Source organism: Actinocrinis sp. (genome assembly GCF_035946395.1).
Classification (GTDB): Bacteria; Actinomycetota; Actinomycetes; order Streptomycetales; family Catenulisporaceae; genus Actinocrinis.
Map to the genome: position 1 here is coordinate 13,006 of NZ_DASYZI010000069.1, position 20,137 is coordinate 33,142.

The window sequence follows — 20,137 nt, forward strand, 5'->3', positions numbered from 1 at the left end:
TCGGAGGGCAACGCTCGGGGCGGGTGTGCGCGTCAGTCTTACGAGTGGATGGCGTCACTCACTCGGCCCGTCCGGCGGTTCCCGGGGCGGCGTACCGTGGCCAATACTTGCTCGCGGACGCGGTCGGCGGCCTTCGCGCTTTCCCGGGCGCCGGCGAATCCCGGTAGGGTACGTGATCGCCTCGCCGGCTGCCGGGGGCGGCGCGTTCGAGCCCGGCGCTGGGCCGGACCCGGCGTGGGGGCGGTGCGCGCGCGTGGCGCCGGCGGCGAGGGTGACAGGCAACGAGGAGGCACGATGAGCGGCACCGAGGAGTTTGGCACCGGCGGCTACGGCACAGGTGACACCGAGCGTGCCGCGGCCGACGCCGGTCCCGGCGGGCCCGGCCGCAACGCGCCTCCAACGGGGCCGCGGGTGCACGTGCCGGGCGAACCGGATCAGGGTGCTGCCGTGGGCGCGGTGAATGGCGCACCGTGGCTGTCGCCCGGTTCGGTGCCGTACGCGGAGGCGATGTTCGGCGGCGACCGCCGCGGCTTCCCGGACGCGGCACAAGGCCCGGCGGCGCCGCACCAAGCGCCCGGCCTGCCGGGTTACCCGGAGGGCTACGGTACGGACGGGTACGCCAGCGCCAACGGTTACGGGCCGCGGCCGACGCAATCCCAGGTGCCGCAGCAGCGTTACGACGCGGCACCGTTCGACTCCGGATTCACCCAGCAGGCGCGGTACGCCGAGCAACAGCAGCCGCAGCCCGGCGGCTACGAGCATCCGGCCGCGGGAGCACCGGGCGCGGGGTACGGGCCGGGGCCGGCGTACGAGCAGCAACTGCCGTACCAGAGCGGCCAGTACCCGACCCACACGGCGCACCCGGGGTACGACGAGCAGACCGCTGAGTTCCGTCCAGGCCCGCTGTTCGACGAGCCGACTCTGCGCCCCACCGCGCCACCCCAAGGCCAGGCGATGGGCGCAGCCGGCGGGATCAACGGCCGCGGGCCGGTACCCGGGCCCAGCCCCCATCAGGGCCCTGCGGGTCCTGCGATGGGCATGGCCAACGGCGTGCAGCCGCAGGCGGCGGGGGCGGCACAGCGCCCGTCGATGTCCGGCAGCGGGACGTGGACCGCCGCGCCAGCCCCCGCCGCACAACAGGCACAGCCACAGCAGCAGCCACAGCAACCTCGGCAGCAGCCGACACACCCGGCCGCAGCGCAGCATCCGGCAGGGCCGCACCAGTCGCAGCAGGTCCAGGCACAGCAGCAGTCCGTGTCCGGGCCGGGCGCCGCAGGGCCGGTCAGCGCCGGTGCCCGCGGCGTCGAGCCCGGCGCGGGCCTGTCCGGTTCCGGTGTGTCACAGCCCCCTGCGTCGGTCTCGGCTATTCCGCGAGTGCCTTCCCCGCAGGCCGTCGGCGCACGGGCCGCGCAGCCAGCGCCGGGGGGCGTGGCCGCATCCGCAGAGCAGCGTGTCGCGAACGCCGGCGGCAGCAACCCAGTGGGCGCATTACGCGAAGAGCAGCCGCGCGGCGCGGAGCCCGGCTACGGCGCCGCGCCGCTGCCGCCGCGTCCGGCGCTGCCCGACGAACCGCCGCCCGGCCCGTCGCCGCTGCCGGTGCGCCCGCCGCGCGCGGAACGCCAGGCGCAGGCCACGGCCCGCGAGACGCTGACCCCGCCGCGGCGCGCCCCACAGCAACAGCAGCAGCAACAACCGCAGGCCGTCGCACCGCACCCATCCGCTCCACAGCCCTCAGGACAGAGCCAGCACGTGCACGGCCCAGCACTCCAGAACCCCGCCGCCGACCTGACCAGCGAGCGGATGCGCTCGGTCGCGCCGAGCGTGCCCGCGCCGCGTGCCGCCGCACCTGAGCAGCAGGCCGCGGTCCAGAGCCCGGCTCCGGCGCAGGCCGCGCCCGCCGCGCCCGAGCGGCGGCTGAGCCGATCGGGGTCCTTCAACACGCTCGTCGAGCCGCACGGGGACGCCGACGAGGGCGACGAAATGATCGTGCCGTGGCAGGCGGCCGCCGTGCCGCCAGTCGTCGCCGAGCCAGCGCAGGCCCCCGCCGCTGCCCCTGTCACCGCGCCGCAGCCGGACGACGAACACACCATGCGGATTTCCGACATGGACGCGGACATGCTGCAAGCGTCCGTCCACCCGCACCAGCCCCCGGCCGCGCCACGGCAGCAGCAGGTTCAGCCTGCCCAGCAGGTGTCGGCGCAGCAGCCGGAACACCCTCCCGCCGCAGAGCACGAGCCCGCTCCCACGCCAGCCGCGCCACAGGCGCCGGTCCAAACGCAGACGCAGAGCCAGCAGGCCGCGCAGCAGACGCATGCACCATCCCCCGCACCGGAATCCGGGAACGCGGCGACCGTGCCCGCGCCGCGAGGCACGCGCCGCCGCATGCCCGAGCCCGCCGCTGCTGCTGCCGCGTCTGTCGCAGCGCCCACCGCGACCGCCGCACCCGCTGCCCGCATCGCGCAGTCCCCAAGCGCGCAGGCTCCAGCCGCAGCAACAACCCCGACAACGATCCAGGCACCGGCGCAGGCCGCCCCGGCATCGGTGTCGGCTTCCGTAGCCGCGCCCGCCCCCGCCTTCGCGCCCACTGCCACTGCCAGCGCACCCGCACCGGTTCCCGCGCCATCGGCCGCCCCAGCGCCAGCAACGGCGCAGACCGCCGTTGACGCCGAACCCGACCCCCGCTCGTACGCGCAGCAAGCCGCGCCCGCCCCGGCCCCGCAGCAGCCCGCCGCCAACACTGCCGTCGCCAACACCGCAGCCACAGCCACACCGCCCGCGCCTCAGCCACAGCCACAACAGCCGACGCCGCCACAACAGCAGCACCAGGACGACCAAGACAGCCCTGCTCCTCGCCAGGCTCAGGGCGAGGAACCGGACGACGACCAGATCCAGCCCGTCGGCCCCGACGGGCTGCCACGCGCGGCAGCGTACGACGAGGAGGCCCTCGCAGCGGTCTACCGGGTCATCCACGAGCGGCGGGACGTGCGCAACGACTTCCTGCCCGACGAGGTACCCACCGAGGTGCTCACCCGCATCCTCGAAGCCGCGCACACCGCACCCTCGGTCGGGCTCTCCCAGCCGTGGGACTTCCTGGTCATCCGCGACCACGCGATGCGCCAGCGTGTGCACGAGCTGGCTGTGCGTCAGCGCCGCGCGTATGCCGCGTCGTTGCCCAAGGCGCGCGCCCGCGCGTTCGCGGCCCTCAAGGTCGAGGCGATCCTCGACACCCCGGTCAATATCGTCGTGACCTGCGACCCGACCCGAGGCGGGCGGCACACCCTCGGCCGCTACACGCAGCCGATGATGGCTCCGTTCTCCTCGTGCCTGGCGGTGGAGAACCTGTGGCTGGCCTCTCGCGCCGAGGGCTTGGGCGTCGGCTGGGTGTCGTTCTTCGATGAACGCGAACTGGCCGCTGTGCTCGACCTGCCCGACCACCTACAGGTCGTCGCGTATCTGTGCGTCGGGTACGTCAAGGCGTTCCCCGCCGAGCCGGAGCTGGCCGGCGCCGGATGGGCGCAGCGGCGCCCCCTGGCGTGGGCCGTGCACGAGGAGCGCTTCGGGCACCGTGCGCTGCCCGGCGCGCAGCCGATCTCGCTGCTGAGCGAGACCGTCGACGCCATCCGCGGCCTGGACCCGCAGGCGCTGGCCGAGGCGCGCGACCGGCAGGCCCGGATGACCAAGCCCCCCGGTTCGCTCGGCGCGCTCGAAGCGCTCACCGAGCAACTGGCCGGCCTGGCCGGGGTGTGCCCGCCGCCGCTGCCCGAACCGGCCGCCCTCGCCGTGTTCGCCGCCGATCACGGCGTGCACGCGCAGGGCGTGACCCCGTGGCCGCAGGAGGTCACCGCGCAGATGGTGGCGAACTTCCTGGCCGGCGGCGCGGTCGTCAACGCGTTCGCCAAGCAGGTCGGCGCCGAGGTGTGCGTGGTGGACGTGGGCGTGGCCGCGGACCTGGCCGCGCACAGCGGGCTGATCCCGCGCAAGATCCGCTACGGCACCGCGGACATGACCCAGGGCCCGGCGCTGACCCGTGAGGAGACGGTGGCCGCGCTCGAAGCCGGCATCGAGACCGCGCGCGACCTGGTCGCCGCCGGCAACCGGTGCCTGCTGACCGGCGACATGGGCATCGCGAACACCACCGCGTCCGCGGCGCTGATCGCCGCGTTCACCGGAGCGTCCCCGGCGCAGGTCACCGGGTACGGCACCGGCATCGACGAGCAGACCTACGCGCACAAGGTCGAGGTGGTCGGCGCCGCGCTCGAACTGCACCGGCCCGACCCGCAGGACCCGGTCGGGGTGCTGTGCGCGTTCGGCGGGTTGGAGCACGCGGCGCTGGCCGGGTTCATCCTCGGGGCCGCCGCGCTGCGCGTCCCGGTGGTGCTCGACGGGGTGATCGCCGGTGCCGCCGCGCTGGTCGCCCAGGCGCTCAGTCCCGAGGTGACCGCGGCGTGCGTGGCGGGGCACCGCTCCGCCGAACCCGGGCACGCGCTCGCTCTCGAAGCCCTCGGCATCACCCCGCTGATCGACCTGGAGCTGCGCCTGGGCGAGGGCTCCGGCGCCGCGCTCGCGCTGCCGCTGGTCGGCGCCGCAGTGCGGGCGCTGCGGGAGGTCGCCACGTTCGACGACGCCGGGGTGTCCGACGCCTCCAGCGCGGCCGTCGCGCCGCCCACCGAACGGGAGAGGGCGTGAGCGGCCCGCCCGGCGGCGCGAGCGCGCCGGGCGCGTTCCCGGACCTGTACATAGCCGGGCTGCGCCTGAGCGGCCGGAAGGTCGTCGTGGTCGGCGGCGGCCCGGTCGCCGCCCGCCGGGTCGCGGGGCTCCTGGACGCCGGCGCCGTGATCGACCTGATCTGCCCGCAGGCCACCCCGGCGCTGGACGCGCTGGCAGCCGACGAGCAGCGCATCACCTGGCACCGGCGCCCCTACCGGGCTGGGGACGTGGCCGGCGCCTGGTACGCGGTGGCCGCCACCGACGACCCCGCGGTCAACGCGGCCGTGGCCGCCGAGGCCGAGGCCGCGCGGGTGTTCTGCTCGCGCGCGGACGACGCCGCGTCCTCGACCGCGTGGACCCCGGCGGTCGGTCGGCACGCCGGCATCGAGGTCGCGGTCCTGAGCCCCGGAGTGATGCAGGGCGGTGATCCGCGCCGTTCGCAGCGGGTGCGCGACGCCGTCGTCGAGGGACTGCGCGAGGGCACGCTGAACGCGCCGCGGTTCCGTGAGCGCCCGGCCGGGGTCGCGCTGGTCGGCGGCGGGCCCGGCGACCCGGACCTGATCACGGTGCGCGGCCGGCGGTTGCTCGCGGAGGCCGACGTGGTGGTCGCGGACCGGCTCGCGCCGCGGGCTCTGCTGGACGAGCTGGCGGCGGACGTGGAGCTGATCGACGCCGCGAAGATCCCGTACGGGCGGGCGATGGCGCAGCAGGAGATCAACCGGATCCTGGTGGAGCGCGCCAAGGCCGGCAGTTTCGTGGTGCGGCTCAAGGGCGGGGACCCGTACGTGTTCGGCCGCGGCTACGAGGAGCTGCTCGCGTGCACGCAGGAGGGCATCGCGGTGACCGTGGTGCCCGGGGTCACCAGTGCGATCGCGGTCCCGGCACTGGCCGGGGTGCCGGTGACGCACCGCGCGCTGGCGCACGAGTTCACGATCGTCTCCGGGCATCTGGCGCCCGAGCACCCCGAGTCGCTGGTCGACTGGGAAGCCCTCGCCCGGATGCGCGGCACGCTGGTGCTGATGATGGCGGTCGAGCGCGTCGGCGCGATCGCGAAAACGCTGATCGGGCACGGCAAGGACCCCGCGACCGCAGTCGCCGCAGTACAGGACGGCTCCACTCCCGGCCAGCGCGCCGTGTACACCACGCTGGCGCACGCCGCGGCGGACCTGGCCGCCGCCGGGGTGCGCCCGCCGGCGATCGTGATCCTCGGCCCGGCCGTCGAGCTCGCCCGCCGCCTGGAGAACTGAACACTGAACACTGAAAACTAAACGTTGAGGACTGAGCACTGACGTGACGCCCGATCAGACGGTGCAGGAACGCGCGATCCACATCGAGCGCGCGGACGACGAGCGGTTGCACGACTACACCGGTCTGACGGACATGCAGCTGCGTACCCGCACCGAGCCGGAACGGGGCCTGTTCATCGCCGAAGGCGAGAAAGTCATCACCCGTGCGGTGGACGCCGGGTACCCGATGCGTTCGATGCTGTTGTCCGACAAGTGGCTCGACACCATGGCCGAGGTGATCGCCCGCACGGACACGCCGGTGTACGTGGGCTCGCCCGAACTGCTGGAAGAGATCACGGGGTTCAACGTGCACCGCGGCGCCCTGGCCGCCATGGGCCGCCTGCCGCTGCCCGACCCCGTGACGCTGCTGGAGCGCTCTCGGCGCATCGTGGTGCTGGAGACGGTCAACAACCACACCAACATCGGCGCGATCTTCCGCAGCGCCGCCGCCCTCGGCATGGACGCGGTGCTGCTGGCGCCCGACTGCGCCGACCCGCTGTACCGGCGCGCCGTGCGCGTGTCGATGGGCACCGTGTTCGCGGTTCCGTACGCGCGCCTCGGCGAGGACCCGGTGCACCCGTGGCCGCGCGCCCTGGATCTGCTCGACAGCCTCGGCTACTGGCTCATGGCCCTGACGCCCGCGCCGGACGCCGTCGACCTGCGCGCCCTAAGGCTCCAGCGGGGGCAGAAGGTCGCGCTGCTGCTCGGCTCCGAGGGCGACGGCCTCTCGCCACGGGCCCTGGAAGCGTGCGACCTGCGGGTGCGCATCCCGATGGCCGCGGGTGTGGACTCCCTCAACGTCGCCGCCGCAGCCGCTGTCGCCTGCTACGCGCTCACCGCGCCCTGACCCGATGCGGCGCCCGTACGCCGCACGCTGCGCGTTACGCGCCGACGGCAGTGAGCCGCTCGCCGCGCAGCCGCAACGCCCACGCGTCGTCGACGGGGGAGGCGGCGGGGTCGCCGTCGGCCCAGCTCAGCAGCAGGTCCGCCAGCGCCGGGTTGCGTGCCAGGACCGGGCCGTGCAGGTACGTGCCCGCGATCTTCCCGACGTGCGCGCCGTCCACGCCCGTACCCGCGCCGTTGCCGTGCCCCACGCGCACGGTGGCGCCCAGCGGCTTGACGCCCGAGCCGAGCAGCGTGGTGCCCATGTGGTTCTCGAACCCGGTCAGCGCGGGCAGCGGCTTGCCGCCCACGCTCAGCCCCGCGTCGACATCCGCGACGACCTCGCCGACGCAGCGCTCGGTGCCGCGGTGCGAGGTCACGTCGATCAGCCCGAGGCCCGGCAGCACGCCGTCCTGCTCGTCGTAGAAGGCATGGCCCATCAGCTGGAATCCCGCGCACACCGCGAGCACCACGGCGCCGCGCTGCGCCGCGCGCTTGAGCCCGGGGTCGCGGCGCAGCCGCTCGGCCGCCAGGCGCTGCGGCCGGTCCTCCCCGCCGCCGATCAGGTAGATGTCCGCCTCGGACGGCACCGCCTGGTCGCTGCGCACGTCGACGCGCTCCACCCGGTGCCCGCGCGCCTTCGCGCGGTACGCGAGGATCAGCGCGTTGCCCTGGTCCCCGTAGGTGGACAGCAGATCCGGGTAGATCCACACGATCCGCAGCGCGCTGACACCGAACGCCGACATCTCAGGCACCCACCTTCTGGCGCAGCTGCTGGAACGCTGTGTAGTTCGCGATCACGTCGATCAGCCCCGGCGGCGCCGCGTCCACCGCGCCGTCCACGTCGTCGTGCACGGTGAACTGCACCCCGGCGACCTGAAGGCGTACCGCCAGATCCAGGCGCCGCTGTCCGATCACCAGCACCGGGCGCCCGGCCAGGCGCGTGTAGTCCACGTCCCACAGCCACGAGGTGTCCGTGCCGTCCGCGCCCAGGGCGTTGACCGACAGCAGCACCGGATGCCCCGCGCCGCCCGGCGCTGTTTCGTTCGGCGCGGCTGCGGCTGACAGCGCCTCAGCCGACGCCGCGTCGTCCGCCGCGCGGTCCGAGGCCACCAGGTCGAAGGTCTCCAGCCAGCCCGCCGGGTTCTTCGCCAGCAGCAGCCGCAGTCGCCGCCCCCGGTAGCTGACCGTGTCGTAGCGGCCCGCGACCGCGGTGACCTGCTCCATGCGGCGCACCGCGACCTGCGGGTCCACCCCGAAGATCGACGCGACCGCCGCCGCCGTGGTCGCGTTGGCCCGGTTCGCCCGTCCCGGCAGCTTGAGCCCGTCCAGCGCGATGCGCACCCCCAGCGGGTCGCGCAGCGCGTCGCCGTCCAGGCGCCACGCCGGGTCGGGGCGGTGGAACTCGCACGTCGCGCACCGCCAGTGCGCGTCCGGGCGGTAGAGCACCCCGCCGCACTGCGGGCAGGACCAGGCGTCCTCCTGCCACGCCTGCCCCGCCGCGACCCACACCACGTCGCCCGCCAGGCCCGCGGCCCACACCACCAGCGGATCGTCGGCGTTGGCCACCACGGTCGCCGCGGTGCCGGCCAGCCCGTCGCGCCAGCGCTGCGCCAGCATCCGGGTCTCCGCCGCGCGGTCAAGCTGGTCGCGGGAGAGGTTCAGCAGCGCGATCGCCCGGGGCTTGGTCTGGGTCGCCACCGCGGGCAGGTACTTCTCATCGACCTCGATCACCGCGTGCCGGGCGTCGCGGTCGTGCGCCATCGCCGCGGTGATCCCCGCCGGCATGTTCGCGCCCAACGCGTTGGAGGCCACCGGCCCGATCGCGCGCAGCGCCTCGGCGATCAGCCGCGTCGTGGTGGTCTTGCCGTTGGTCGCGGACACCAGCACGCACTCGCGGCCCTCGGTGAGCCTGCGCAGCAGCTCCGGGTCCAAGCGCAGCGCGACCCGCCCGCCGATCACCGCGCCCGAGCCACGGCCCGCCGCGCGCGAGACCGCGCCGGTCACCTTGCCCGCCGCCACAGCCACCCGCGAACGCGCCGGAAGGCCCTGCGCGGAAACGGGGTCCGTCTCGGTATCGTCGCCGCCCACTGCCACGCTCGTCGTCACCCCGGTGCCCTTCTTCGCCCTGCCGCCCTGGTCTCGGCCGCCACGGACCGCCGCAGTCCTGTTCGCCACAGCCACTCGTAGTCACTCGTGCCGCCGCGGCGACAGCCTATCGCCCGGCAAGATCAGCCGTGTCACACGCCGCCACGCCACGTGCGCGAACGCGAACCGGAACCGGGAACGCTCAGAACAGCGCGAGATCCGCGCACGAGCGCGCCGCGCGCCGCTTGGCGCCCTGCGCATCAGGCATGTCGATTTTCACCGGCTCGTCGAACTCGAACAGGTCGACGCTGACCGTGTGATCCGCCGTCGGATCATCCGCCGGGGTCCAGTGCGGCAACTCCACGCGCAGCCGCACGATCCGCCCCGGCCCGTCGCCGTCGTCCGACTCGCCGTCATCGCCCGAGTCCGCCGCCGAGTCGTTCATGAACGCGGTGACCACCACCACGTTCGCCCCGTGGTCGCGCAACTGCCGAGCCAGGCGCGCCAGCAGCCGGTTCGGATCCCCCGGCTTCGGCTTGAGCGTCACCGCATACGCCGACAACGCCACCCCGTCGACCTCCTGCGTCCCGCGCGGCTGCACCACCCCCGCCGCGCGCACCCCGGCGGCCAGCACCGCGGGCTCGGCGTAGGCGTGCACGCCGCACGCGTCATGGTCGCTGAACGCCTCCCACGCCGTCACCACAGCATCAGCATCCGCCGCCGACACGTCCGGCTCGCTCACGTCCAGCGCATCGCTGTCATCGTTCTCGTCGGCCGCGTCAGCGTCCTCTTCCTCATCGTCACCGAAGTCCCCGTCCTCCTCGGCATCCGCATCATCGGCGTCGGCTTCTTCATCGGCCTCGACGTCCACCGCATCAGGATCCAGATCCTCGTCCGGATCCAGCCCCGCCCCATCTTCCTCATCTTCATCCGCCGCCGCGTCATCCGCGTCGTCCACGCCCGGATCCAACTCCGGTTCCGCGGACTTGGACGGCGCGACCGCGGCCGTACCTGCGGCATCAGCGTCGGTGACCGCAACGCGGTACACGCTCGATCCCGACCGCACGTATTCGAACGTGTACTTGCCGCGGATCACCGTGGCGCGCGAGCGGCGCGCCTCGAAGTCCACCGCGCCTTCCCCGATGCTCACCCCGGCGCCGTGCCGGCAGCGCCACGTCGTGGACATCGACGCCGCCGTCAGGCCTTCGAGCGCGTCCGCGATCAGTGCGGCGTCCACCGCCGGGCCGCCCGCCGCGGCCGTGTTCCTACCCCGTCCGAACAGCCGTATCGATGCCATGGCCGGAAAGCGTAGCGGTCCCGGATGACCAGACGGTAGCGCCCGTCCATCATGTGTCGGCCACGTGTGGGCGCCATCGCCGCGCGCGGCGCACCGCGCGTGCGAGCGCTGCCAGAATGAATGGCGTGGACCTTTTCGAGCGGCTGCCCCAGAGCACCGACCCCGACGCGCTCTACGCCGCGTTCACCGGCTGGACCGGCGAACTGGGCATCATGCTCTATCCCGCGCAGGACGAGGCGCTGATCGAGCTGTTCACCGGCGGCAACGTCATCCTGGCCACGCCCACCGGCTCCGGCAAGTCCCTCGTCGCGGCCGGCGGCCACTTCGCCGCCTACGCGCGCGGGCAGCGCACTTACTACACCGCGCCGATCAAGGCGCTGGTCTCGGAGAAGTTCTTCGACCTGTGCAAGGCCTTCGGGTCCGGCAACGTCGGCATGCTCACCGGCGACGCCTCCGTCAACCCCACCGCGCCGATCATCTGCTGCACCGCCGAAGTGCTCGCCAACATCGCGCTGCGCGACGGGGTGCGCTCCGACGCCGGCTTGGTCGTGATGGACGAGTTCCACTTCTACGCCGAGCCGGACCGCGGCTGGGCGTGGCAGGTGCCGCTGTTGGAGCTGCCGCGAGCGCAGTTCCTGCTGATGTCCGCGACGCTCGGCGAGACCGCGCGCTTCGAGACGGACCTGGCGCGGCGCACCGGCCGGACCACGGTCACCGTGCGTTCGGCTGAGCGGCCCGTGCCGCTGTCCTACTCGTACCGGATGACGCCGCTGCACGAGACCGTCGAGGAACTGCTGCAAGGCGGCCAAGCGCCGGTGTACGTCGTGCACTTCACCCAGGCCGCCGCGGTCGAGCGCGCGCAGTCGCTGATGAGCGTGAACGTGTGCACCAAGGCCGAGAAGGACGCCATCGCGCAGCTGATCGGCAACTTCCGGTTCACCACGAAGTTCGGGCGCACCCTCTCGCGGTTCGTGCGGCACGGCATCGGCGTGCATCACGCCGGGATGCTGCCCAAGTACCGGCGGCTGGTCGAGCGCCTCGCGCAGGCCGGGCTGTTGAAGGTCATCTGCGGCACCGACACCCTCGGCGTCGGGGTCAACGTGCCGATCCGTACCGTGCTGTTGACCGCGCTGTCCAAGTACGACGGGCAGCGGGTGCGGATGCTGCGCGCCCGTGAGTTCCACCAGATCGCCGGTCGGGCCGGGCGTGCCGGGTACGACACCATCGGGTACGTCGCCGCGCAGGCGCCGGACCACGTCATCGAGAACGAACGCGCCCTGGCGAAGATCGGCGATGATCCGAAGCGGCGGCGCGGCTACACCCGCAAGAAGGCGCCCGAGGGCTTCGTGGCGTGGAGCGAGCAGACCTTCCAGAAGCTGATCGAGGCCGAGCCCGAGCCGCTCGTCTCGCGTTTCCAGGTCACGCACGCCATGCTGCTGGCGGTCATCGCGCGGCCCGGTGATCCGTTCACGGCGATGCGCAAACTACTGACCGACAACCACGAGCCGCGCGCCGCGCAGCGCCGGCACATTCACCGCGCGATCGCGGTCTACCGCTCCCTGCTCGACGCGGGCGTCATCGAGAAGCTCGACGAACCCGACGAGACCGGCCGCACCGTGCGCCTGACCGTCGACCTACAGGAGGACTTCGCCCTCAACCAGGCGCTGTCCACGTTCGCCCTGGCCGCGTTCGACCTGCTCGACCCCGAGTCCGGCAGCTACGCGCTCGACGTGCTCTCCGTCGTCGAGTCGACCCTGGACGACCCGCGGCAGATCCTGGCCGCGCAGGAGAACAAGGCCAAGGGCGACGCGGTCGCCGAGATGAAGGCCGCCGGGATCGAGTACGAGGAGCGCATGGAGCGCCTCGCCGAGATCACCCACCCTCAGCCGCTGGCCGAACTGCTCGCGCACGCGTACGAGGTGTACCGGCGCGCGCATCCCTGGATCGGCGACCATCCGGTCAGCCCGAAGTCCGTGGTGCGCGAGATGTACGAGCAGGCGATGACGTTCTCCGACTACGTCGCGCACTACCAGTTGGCCCGCGTCGAGGGCATCGTGCTGCGCTACCTCGCCGACGCGTTCAAGGCGCTGCGTCACACCGTTCCCGATGCCACCAAGAGCGAGGATCTGCACGACCTGATCGAATGGCTCGGCGAGATCGTGCGCCAGGTCGACTCCAGTCTCGTGGACGAGTGGGAGGCCCTGGCCAACCCCGACGCGGCCGCCGAGCTGCGACCCGGCGACGACACCCCGCCGCCGGTCACCGCCAACCGGCGTGCTTTCCGCGTCCTGGTGCGCAACGCCCTGTTCCGCCGCGTGGAACTGGCCGCGAAGGACGACGCCGACGCCCTAGCCGACCTCGACGCCGAGGACGCGCTCGTGCTCCAGGAGCTTGCCCTGCCCCCGACCGACGAGTGGGACGGAGCGTGGAGCGCCCAGGATTGGGACGACGCCCTCGGCGACTACTACGCCGAGCACGAGGAGATCCTCACCGGCCCCGACGCGCGCGGCCCCCGGCTGCTGTTCGTCGAGGAGGACGAACGCAACTCCAACCAGGACCCCGTGTGGAAGGTGCGCCAGGTCCTCGACGACCCGGCTGTGAACCACGACTGGATCCTGCGCGCTGAAGTCGACCTCGCCGCCAGCGACGCCGCCGGCCGCGCAGTCCTGCGCGTGCTCGGCTTCGCCCGTCTCGGCTGACCGGCGCGCACAGGCTCAGCCAAAGACGGGCCTCACGCAACGCATCGTCAAACGTGCGTTAAACCAGGTCACGCAGGTCGAACCGCACTCGCACCCCCGCGACCTCGATGTCGACGTCCTTGTCCCAGTGCTCCCGCTCCCCGTAGCCGCCGGGCTTGAGACCGAAGGTGCACAGGTGCGGCACGCCGTTGAAGAACTCGATGATCCAGTAGCGCGGGATGCCCGCGTCCGCGTACTCGGACATCTTCTCGACCCAGTCGGTGATCCCCGAACTGGGCGACCTGACCTCGACGACCAGCAGAACATTCTCAGCCCGCTGGAACAGTCCGTCGTCCTCAGGGTCGTTCTCCTCGCGCAGCACGTACACATCTGGTTCTCGCACGAGCGGTCGCAGCGGATCGCTGTCGTCGAGGATCAGATTCGCCCGCATCCCGGAAATCAGGCCGTGCTGTTCGAGGATCCCCGTGAGCATACGAGCGGCGGTGATTTGCCCACGCGGCGTGAGTGAGCCCTCGATGATTACCCCATTGACGAGTTCAGTGCGCCTACGTGGATCGCGCGCATACTCGGCCAGCGTCACCACGACAGTCCTACGTCCTTTCGCTCTGTCAGGTGACGGTCAGAGTCTGGAGGTGTCGACGGTGAGCGGCGCGGCGAGCGGCAGGACGACGTCGCGGCCGAACGGCACCTCCGTCACGGTGGCGTACTTGTCGCCCTCGGGCTCGCTGTGCACGACGCACCGCCGCCGCTTCTGATCCACGATCAGGTACACCGGAATCCCGGCCCGCGCGTATCCCGCCGTCTTGCGGTAGTCGCGATCCTCTTGGCCCGGGGAAGTCACCTCAACCGTGAGCAGGCACATTCCCATCGGGAAGATCCATTGCCTGCGGGTACGCATCAACGCGTCGGGTAGCAGCGCGAGGTCGGGGATGTACCGGTCGCCGTCGGGTTCCTCAAGCGTGATGTTCTCGTAGAGCCTGTGGCCCTCGGGCAGGCGGCCGGTGGCCGCGTCGCGGATCTCCTGAAGGATGTACGCGTGCATGCCGAACGGTGACACAACCACGGCGATCTGACCCCCGATGATCTCGGCTCGGTATCCCTCGGGGAGTTCGAGACCGTCGTGGATCGACTGCACCACATCCATCAGGTCGTGTTCGCGGTCGGACATCACGATCGTCATCGTCCCACCTCCTCGTTGTCGATAGAAGCCGCGTGCAAGATGCGCGCGGCGTGATCACCGTTACAGCGCTCTTCGGCGTGTCGGTGCCATTCTCAGGACGATCACACGTACGTGTGATCTTTTAGGCTGGAAAAGGCGCCGTGGGTGCCTGCCCGCCGTTTGCCGCGAACCTGGGAGAGCTGATGCTGATCACCAACCACGTGCTGTCCGGTGCGGCGATCGGGGCGGCCAGCGGGCGGCCTGCGGCGGCGCTGCCGCTGGGCATCGCGTCGCACTTCGCGCTTGACGCGCTGCCGCACTGGGGGCGGTGGCGCAGCCGGGAGCATTTCCTGCGGGTCGCCGTCGCCGACGGGCTGACCGGGCTCGGCGCGATGGCCGCCGTGTACGCGCTGACTGCGCGCGAGCGGCGGGCCGCCGTGCTGGCCGGTATGGTCGGTGCGGCGCTGCCCGACCTGGACAAGCCCTCGGAGTTGTTCTTCGGGCGCTCGCCGTACCCGGCGGCGGTGGACGCGTTCCACGGCCGTATCCAGGATGAGGCGCCCGGGCGGTTCTACAGCCACGAGATGGTCGGGGGCCTGCTGTTCGCCACCGCGTTCGCGGTGGCGGCCGGGCGGCGCACGCGGCGAAAGCGCGCATAGGGAAACGTGCGTATCGGTGACACGGGCGCAACGGGGCGGAAACCGGGCGCGGCGAGACTGACGGGGCCGATCGTCACCGTTCAGGGGCCGATCGTCGCGGGGGCTGGAGCGAGGCAACCGGCGGGAAGGGGACTTGACGTGCTGCTGCGGCTGCGGCTCTGGGTGGCGGACCGCCCGGGCGCGCTCGGGCAGGTGACCCGGGAGCTCGGTGCCTGCGGCGCCGACATCGTGCAGGTCAGCGTGCTGAGCAGGGAGCCGGGGCGGGCTCTGGACGAGATCACCGTGTTCCTGCCCGAGGAACGGCACCGCGCGCGCCTCGAACGCTCGCTGCGGGCGCTTAGCGCCGTGACCGTCGAGGGCGTGCGGCCCTCCGGGGAGGTGCCCGGCGCGTTTCCCGACCTCGACCTGCTCGGCCGGGTCGCCGCCGACCCGCGCGCGGCGCTGAGCGTGCTGGCCGACGCGCTGCCGCGGATCCTGGCCGCCGACTGGGCGGTGGCCGTGCGCGCCGGGGCCGCCGGGTCGCTGCCGGCTGCCGCGGTGCTGGCCCGCAGTTGGGACGCCCCGCGCGAGCTCGTGCTGCCTGACCTGCCGGCGCGCGCCGCCGCCGTGTCCGTAGGCGCCGACCGGTACGCCGCCGCCCCGGTCGGCAATGGCGTGCTGGTCGTGGTGTGCCGCGTCGGCGACCCGCCGTTCCACCGTTTCGAGGTGCTGCGCCTCGCGCGGCTGACCGAGGTCGGCGCCGCGATCGCGGGGGCGCGGCTGCTCGCACGTGCCGCCGAGGCGTCCGGCCCCGCGGCGTGAGGCGTCAGTGACGCGTGTGGCGTGCGTTGCGCGCTGTGCGGCAGTTCACAGGACGCAGGGCAATAAAGAAGGGGATCGGGAATACCGGGCATGGCACACTGATTGAAGTAGACAGCAAGCGTGCTCCGGGGTCGGTGTAATTCCGAACCGGCGGTGACAGTCCGCGACCCGCGAGGGCCGCGCACGGGCTTCGGCCCGAGGCGCGTCCGAACGGTTGACCCGGTGGAACTCCGGGACCGACGGTGAAAGTCCGGATGGGAGGCAGCACGCGGGAGCGTCGGCACGTGCGCGGGCGCGCGCGTGCGGCGGGCCCGGTCCTTCTCATGGCCGGGTCACGCCGCGACCGGGCCCGTGGCCCGCTGCCGTACGCCGCCCAGCAGTGCCTCCCTCGTCTGCGCCCGGAGACCGCGCCGCGGTCCGGACCGGCCAGAGGGAGAGACGCAAGCGGTGTTCACCGGAATCATCGAAGAACTCGGCGAGATCGTCGCCATCGAGGCGCTGCCCGACGCCGCCCGCTTCACCGTGCGCGGGCCGCTGGTCGCCTCCGACGCCGTGCACGGCTCCTCGATCGCGGTCAACGGCGTGTGCCTGACCGTCATCGACGCCACCGGCTCCGACTCCCTGGCCCGCGGCGAGTTCACCGCCGACGTGATGGCCGAGTCGCTCAAACGCTCCAGTCTCGGCGACCTGGCGCCCGGCGACCGGGTCAACCTGGAGCGGCCCATGGCCGCCAGCGGCCGCTTCGGCGGGCACATCGTGCAGGGCCACGTGGACGCCGCCGGCACCATCCTGCGGCGCGAGCCGAGCGAGCACTGGGAACTGGTGACCGTCTCACTGCCCGCGCGCTTGGCCCGCTACGTCGTGGAGAAGGGCTCGATCACCGTCGACGGCATCAGCCTGACCGTCTCGGCGCTGGAGGAGGGTGCGGGTGGTGCCGCGTTCACCGTCTCGCTGATCCCCGCGACGCTCGCCCAGACCACCCTGGGCGTCAAGCAGGCCGGGCAGCGGGTCAACCTGGAGGTCGACGTGCTGGCCAAGTACGCCGAGCGGCTGCTGTCTGGCGCCGGTGCGGCCTCTGGGGAGGGCGCATGAGTGCCGACATGCTGGGCACGCTGGAGCGCGCGGGGCTGCTGGACACGATTGACACCGCGATCGCGCAGATCGCCGCCGGGCGCCCGGTCGTCGTCGTCGACGACGAGGACCGCGAGAACGAGGGCGACATCATTTTCGCCGCCGTGCACGCCACGCCCGCGCTGCTGGCGTTCACGGTGCGTTACTCCAGCGGCGTGATCTGCGCGCCGATGGACGACGCGCGCGCCGACCTGCTGGAGCTGCCGCCGATGACCGCGGTCAACCAGGACCGCAAGGGCACCGCGTTCACCGTCAGCGTGGACGCGCGCGACGGGGTGAGCACCGGTATCTCCGCCGCCGACCGCGCCCACACCATCCGCCTGCTGGCCGACCCGGGCACCACCGCCGCGGACCTGACGCGCCCCGGGCACGTCTTCCCGCTGCGCGCCCGCCCCGGCGGCGTGCTGGAACGCCCCGGGCACACCGAGGCCGCGGTCGACCTGGCGCGCCTGGCCGGGCTGGCGCCGATCGGCGTGCTGGTCGAGATCGTCAACGACGACGGCACCATGGCCCGGCTGCCCGACCTGCTCGGCTTCGCCGCCCGCCACGGCCTGGCGATCGTCTCGATCGCCGACCTGATCGCCTACCGGACGGCCCCGGTGCGCTGAGGCGCGACGCGGTAGCGTCGGAAACGGTCAACCGCACCGAGGCAAAGAGTGGAGAGCACGCGTGTCCGGCACCGGAGCACCCGAACTGGCCGTCGACCCGGCGGACCTGCGCAAGTGCGCGCAGCTGCGGGTCGGCGTGGCCGCCGCCCGCTGGCACACCGAGATCATGGACGCGCTGCTGGACAGTGCGCGCAAGGCCCTGGCGGACCTCGGCATCGACGAGCCCACCGTGCTGCGCGTGCCCGGCTGCTTCGAGCTTCCCGTGGCCGCGCACGCCCTGGCCAAGCACCGTTACGACGCGATCGTCGCGCTCGGCGTGGTCGTGCGCGGCGGTACCCCGCACTTCGAGTACGTGTGCCGCGCCGCCACCGACGGGCTGGTCAAGGTCGCCGTCGAGTCCGGCATCCCGGTCGGGTTCGGCGTGCTGACCTGCGACACGGAGCAGCAGGCGCGTGAGCGCGCCGGGCTGCCCGGCTCCAGCGAGGACAAGGGCCGTGAGGCGGCGCTCAGCGCGGTGGCCACCGCGCTCGCGCTGAGGGGACTGGGCGAGAAGTGAGCGGCGGGGGCGTGAAGAGCAAGAGCTTCGAGGAGTTGTTCGCCGAGCTGTCCGCCAAGGCTGCCTCCGGGCAGCCCGGCTCGCGTACCGTCGAGCTGGTGCAGGCCGGCGTGCACGCCATCGGCAAGAAGGTCGTCGAGGAGGCCGCCGAGGTGTGGATGGCCGCCGAGCACGAGAGCGCCGACCGCACCGCGGAGGAGATCAGCCAGCTGATCTACCACGTGCAGGTGCTGATGCTCGCCCGCGGCCTGGACCTCGACGACGTCTACGCCCACCTGTGACCGGCTGCCGCCGTGTGTCCGCGGCTGCCGTGACCGCTTGAGAGCCCGCACCGCCCGAACCTGACGACCCGTCGCCCCCACGAAAGGTCCCACACCCATGCTGCGCATCGCCGTGCCCAACAAGGGATCGCTGTCCGAGGCGGCCTGCGGGATGCTGCACGAGGCCGGGTACCGCCAGCGCAAGGACCGCGAGCTGCTGGTCTCCGACCCCGTCTCCGGTGCCGAGCTGTTCTTCCTGCGGCCCCGCGACATCGCCGTGTACGTCGGCTCCGGCCGGCTCGACGTCGGCATCACCGGCCGCGACCTGCTGCTGGACTCCGGCGCCCCCGCCGAGGAGATCATGCAGCTGGGTTTCGCCCGTTCCACGTTCCGCTTCGCCGGGCGGCCCGGCACCGGCCGCGCCGTCGAGGACCTCAAGGGCCTGCGCATCGCCAGCTCCTACACCGGGGTCGTGCGCGCGCACCTGGCCGCCGCGGGGGTGGAGGCGCAGGTCGTCAAGCTTGACGGCGCCGTGGAGATCGCCATCGAGCTCGGCGTCGCCGACGTGATCGCCGACGTGGTGGAGACCGGCACCACGCTGCGGCAGATGGGCCTTGAGCTGATCGGCGAGCCCATCCTCGAATCCGAGGCCGTGCTCGTGCGCCGCAGCGGCTGCGGGCCCGACCCGGCGGTCGAGCAGTTCGTGCGCCGCATGCAGGGCGTGCTGGTCGCCCGCAGCTACGTGATGATGGACTACGACATCCGGGCCGAGCAGCTCAAGGCTGCCGTCGCCGTCACCCCGGGGCTCCAGTCCCCGACCGTCTCCCCGCTGCACACCGAGGGCTGGGTCGCCGTGCGCGCCATGGTGCCGCGCGAGAACGCCCAACCCATCATGGACGACCTCTGGCAGCTCGGCGCCCGCGCTATCCTCGTGACCGACATCCGGGCGTGTCGCCTGTAGCGGCACCCACACGAGACGGGAGCGATGGCACCCAACAGCGAGCTGAGCGATAGCGATGGCGCACTCGGCTCACCCGGCGAGGAAGGACTGCCGGTCCTGCCGATCACCTGGCGCCCCACGCGCACAAGGGTGATCGTGTTCGCCGTCGCGGTGCTCATGGCCGGCTCCATGGGCCTGGTCGCCGCGCTGCTGCCCAGCGACGGCGGAGCGCCGTGGCCGCTACCGGACCGCATCGCGTTCGGCGGCATCGGGCTGGCCGGAGCGGCCGTGCTGCTGGTGCTCGCCCGCCCGAAGGTGGTGGCCGACCGCGGGGGGCTGACGGTGGTCAACATGCTGCGCACCCACCGGCTCGAATGGCCGCAGATCGTGCGGGTCAACCTGCGGCCCGGCGACCCGTGGGTGCTGCTCGACCTGGACTCCGGCGACAGCCTCGCCGCCATGGGCATCCAGCCGTCCAACGGCGCCGGCACGGCCCGCCAAGCCGTGGCCGACCTGCGCTCCCTGGTGGAGCTGTACTCGTACACCGGGCGCGGCGACTAAGCACCCTGTCGACGCATTGAATCGCTTGTTGCGCCCCCTTCCCAGAGCTCGAACCCGGTGCCGGTGTGACCCGCTTCTCGCCCGCGAGCGAGAACGTTGCCATCACCGGCACCCGTGACCGGGCGGCTCGCCGCGCTGCGGTCGTCCTTCGCGGCCCAGGCACACGACCCGCGTACGCGGGCAGTGACGCCGTGGCGGGAGATGGGGGTCCAACGCTGCAACTGCTGCCTGTTCTATCGCGCCGCCCCGGCCGCGACGGCATGGCGTGCGGCGACTGCGTCCTGCTCGGCGCGCGCCGCGTTCGCTGACCCGGCGTCACACAGCGTCAGGCAGAAGGCCGGTCCGCGAAGGGTTGTCTCGCTCTCAGGCGGAGGCGCGCCGCGTCAGCGTCGTCGGCAGCGTCAGCGACTGCACGGCCTCGCCGTCCACGCGCGCCAGCAGCAGCCGCACCAGGTCCCGCGCGACCTGCTCGATCGGCTGGCGCACGGAGCTGAGCGGCGGGT

Annotated in this window: 17 protein-coding genes, 1 pseudogene and 1 riboswitch; of the genes and pseudogenes, 12 read left to right on the forward strand and 6 right to left on the reverse strand. The window is 72.9% G+C overall.

All coding sequences use genetic code 11. From position 1 onward, the window contains the following. The first annotated feature begins 294 nt into the window (after positions 1-294). Genes cobT through VGS97_RS04740 form a run of 3 tightly spaced genes read left to right on the forward strand, consistent with a single transcriptional unit; the run spans position 295 to position 6,840 of the window. Complete coding sequence (gene cobT / locus VGS97_RS04730) at positions 295-4,686, forward strand: nicotinate-nucleotide--dimethylbenzimidazole phosphoribosyltransferase (RefSeq protein ID WP_326851950.1); 4,392 nt, start codon at positions 295-297, stop codon at positions 4,684-4,686. After that, the gene (cobA, locus tag VGS97_RS04735; protein ID WP_326851951.1) at positions 4,683-5,954 is read left to right on the forward strand and encodes a uroporphyrinogen-III C-methyltransferase; all 1,272 of its coding nucleotides are present in this window, start codon (positions 4,683-4,685) and stop codon (positions 5,952-5,954) included. Before cobT ends, cobA begins: the two co-directional genes overlap by 4 nt. A gap of 43 nt (positions 5,955-5,997) precedes the next feature. Continuing rightward, the gene (locus tag VGS97_RS04740) at positions 5,998-6,840 is read left to right on the forward strand and encodes an RNA methyltransferase (protein ID WP_326851952.1); all 843 of its coding nucleotides are present in this window, start codon (positions 5,998-6,000) and stop codon (positions 6,838-6,840) included. A 34-nt stretch (positions 6,841-6,874) separates the two neighbouring features. On the opposite strand, the gene VGS97_RS04745 is transcribed toward VGS97_RS04740, so the two are convergent. The 3 genes from VGS97_RS04745 to VGS97_RS04755 all read right to left on the reverse strand — a co-directional run bounded on the left by VGS97_RS04745 (position 6,875) and on the right by VGS97_RS04755 (position 10,260). After that, positions 6,875-7,621, reverse strand: a complete 747-nt coding sequence (locus tag VGS97_RS04745; protein ID WP_326851953.1) for a glutamine amidotransferase — start codon at positions 7,619-7,621, stop codon at positions 6,875-6,877. 1 nt (position 7,622) lies between these two features. Next, the gene (locus VGS97_RS04750) at positions 7,623-8,966 is read right to left on the reverse strand and encodes a MurT ligase domain-containing protein (protein WP_349261983.1); all 1,344 of its coding nucleotides are present in this window, start codon (positions 8,964-8,966) and stop codon (positions 7,623-7,625) included. A gap of 199 nt (positions 8,967-9,165) precedes the next feature. Next, positions 9,166-10,260, reverse strand: a complete 1,095-nt coding sequence (locus tag VGS97_RS04755; protein WP_326851955.1) for a hypothetical protein — start codon at positions 10,258-10,260, stop codon at positions 9,166-9,168. A gap of 116 nt (positions 10,261-10,376) precedes the next feature. On the opposite strand from VGS97_RS04755, the gene VGS97_RS04760 reads away from it, so the two are divergent. Next, positions 10,377-12,959 (forward strand): DEAD/DEAH box helicase, encoded by a 2,583-nt coding sequence (locus VGS97_RS04760; RefSeq protein ID WP_349261980.1) that lies wholly within the window; start codon positions 10,377-10,379, stop codon positions 12,957-12,959. A gap of 58 nt (positions 12,960-13,017) precedes the next feature. On the opposite strand, the gene VGS97_RS04765 is transcribed toward VGS97_RS04760, so the two are convergent. Both VGS97_RS04765 and VGS97_RS04770 read right to left on the reverse strand, forming a co-directional pair. Beyond that, positions 13,018-13,542 carry a Uma2 family endonuclease gene (locus VGS97_RS04765; RefSeq protein ID WP_326851957.1) on the reverse strand — a complete coding sequence of 175 codons (525 nt, stop codon included), beginning with the start codon at positions 13,540-13,542 and terminating at the stop codon, positions 13,018-13,020. Between the two features lie 36 nt (positions 13,543-13,578). Continuing rightward, the gene (locus VGS97_RS04770; RefSeq protein WP_326851958.1) at positions 13,579-14,139 is read right to left on the reverse strand and encodes a Uma2 family endonuclease; all 561 of its coding nucleotides are present in this window, start codon (positions 14,137-14,139) and stop codon (positions 13,579-13,581) included. Between the two features lie 182 nt (positions 14,140-14,321). On the opposite strand from VGS97_RS04770, the gene VGS97_RS04775 reads away from it, so the two are divergent. The 8 genes and pseudogenes from VGS97_RS04775 to VGS97_RS04810 all read left to right on the forward strand — a co-directional run bounded on the left by VGS97_RS04775 (position 14,322) and on the right by VGS97_RS04810 (position 19,634). Further along, positions 14,322-14,777: a hypothetical protein gene (locus VGS97_RS04775; RefSeq protein ID WP_326851959.1), complete on the forward strand. Its 456-nt coding sequence runs from the start codon at positions 14,322-14,324 to the stop codon at positions 14,775-14,777. A gap of 138 nt (positions 14,778-14,915) precedes the next feature. Beyond that, entirely contained in the window at positions 14,916-15,578 is a 663-nt protein-coding gene (locus VGS97_RS04780) for an ACT domain-containing protein (RefSeq protein ID WP_326851960.1), read from the forward strand. A gap of 116 nt (positions 15,579-15,694) precedes the next feature. After that, positions 15,695-15,850, forward strand: a riboswitch (FMN riboswitch). Positions 15,851-16,025: 175 nt separating this feature from the next. Continuing rightward, complete coding sequence (locus tag VGS97_RS04785) at positions 16,026-16,670, forward strand: riboflavin synthase (RefSeq protein ID WP_326851961.1); 645 nt, start codon at positions 16,026-16,028, stop codon at positions 16,668-16,670. 8 nt (positions 16,671-16,678) lie between these two features. Then, positions 16,679-17,299 (forward strand): annotated as a pseudogene (gene ribB, locus VGS97_RS04790) (3,4-dihydroxy-2-butanone-4-phosphate synthase); the annotation flags it as partial. A gap of 79 nt (positions 17,300-17,378) precedes the next feature. Next, positions 17,379-17,873: a 6,7-dimethyl-8-ribityllumazine synthase gene (ribH, locus tag VGS97_RS04795; protein ID WP_326851963.1), complete on the forward strand. Its 495-nt coding sequence runs from the start codon at positions 17,379-17,381 to the stop codon at positions 17,871-17,873. 11 nt (positions 17,874-17,884) lie between these two features. Then, positions 17,885-18,154 (forward strand): phosphoribosyl-ATP diphosphatase, encoded by a 270-nt coding sequence (locus VGS97_RS04800; RefSeq protein WP_326851964.1) that lies wholly within the window; start codon positions 17,885-17,887, stop codon positions 18,152-18,154. 97 nt (positions 18,155-18,251) lie between these two features. Continuing rightward, on the forward strand, positions 18,252-19,094 hold the full coding sequence (gene hisG / locus VGS97_RS04805) for an ATP phosphoribosyltransferase (RefSeq protein ID WP_326851965.1): 843 nt from the start codon (positions 18,252-18,254) through the stop codon (positions 19,092-19,094). Between the two features lie 24 nt (positions 19,095-19,118). Continuing rightward, positions 19,119-19,634, forward strand: a complete 516-nt coding sequence (locus VGS97_RS04810) for a PH domain-containing protein (RefSeq protein WP_326851966.1) — start codon at positions 19,119-19,121, stop codon at positions 19,632-19,634. Positions 19,635-19,997: 363 nt separating this feature from the next. Here the strand turns inward: VGS97_RS04810 and VGS97_RS29775 are convergent. Then, positions 19,998-20,137, reverse strand: a 140-nt coding sequence (locus VGS97_RS29775) for a substrate-binding domain-containing protein (RefSeq protein ID WP_414641644.1), incomplete at its 5' end; no start/stop codon positions are given.

Bases quoted from the DNA above. Each gene is read 5' to 3' on its own strand.
- VGS97_RS04760 (WP_349261980.1), top strand. From the start codon at position 10,377: ATGAATGGCGTGGACCTTTTCGAGCGGCTGCCCCAGAGCACCGACCCC.
- hisG (WP_326851965.1), top strand. From the start codon at position 18,252: ATGCTGCGCATCGCCGTGCCCAACAAGGGATCGCTGTCCGAGGCGGCC.
- VGS97_RS04755 (WP_326851955.1), bottom strand. From the start codon at position 10,260: ATGGCATCGATACGGCTGTTCGGACGGGGTAGGAACACGGCCGCGGCG.
- cobT (WP_326851950.1), top strand. From the start codon at position 295: ATGAGCGGCACCGAGGAGTTTGGCACCGGCGGCTACGGCACAGGTGAC.
- VGS97_RS04745 (WP_326851953.1), bottom strand. From the start codon at position 7,621: ATGTCGGCGTTCGGTGTCAGCGCGCTGCGGATCGTGTGGATCTACCCG.
- VGS97_RS04810 (WP_326851966.1), top strand. From the start codon at position 19,119: ATGGCACCCAACAGCGAGCTGAGCGATAGCGATGGCGCACTCGGCTCA.
- VGS97_RS04775 (WP_326851959.1), top strand. From the start codon at position 14,322: ATGCTGATCACCAACCACGTGCTGTCCGGTGCGGCGATCGGGGCGGCC.
- VGS97_RS04770 (WP_326851958.1), bottom strand. From the start codon at position 14,139: ATGACGATCGTGATGTCCGACCGCGAACACGACCTGATGGATGTGGTG.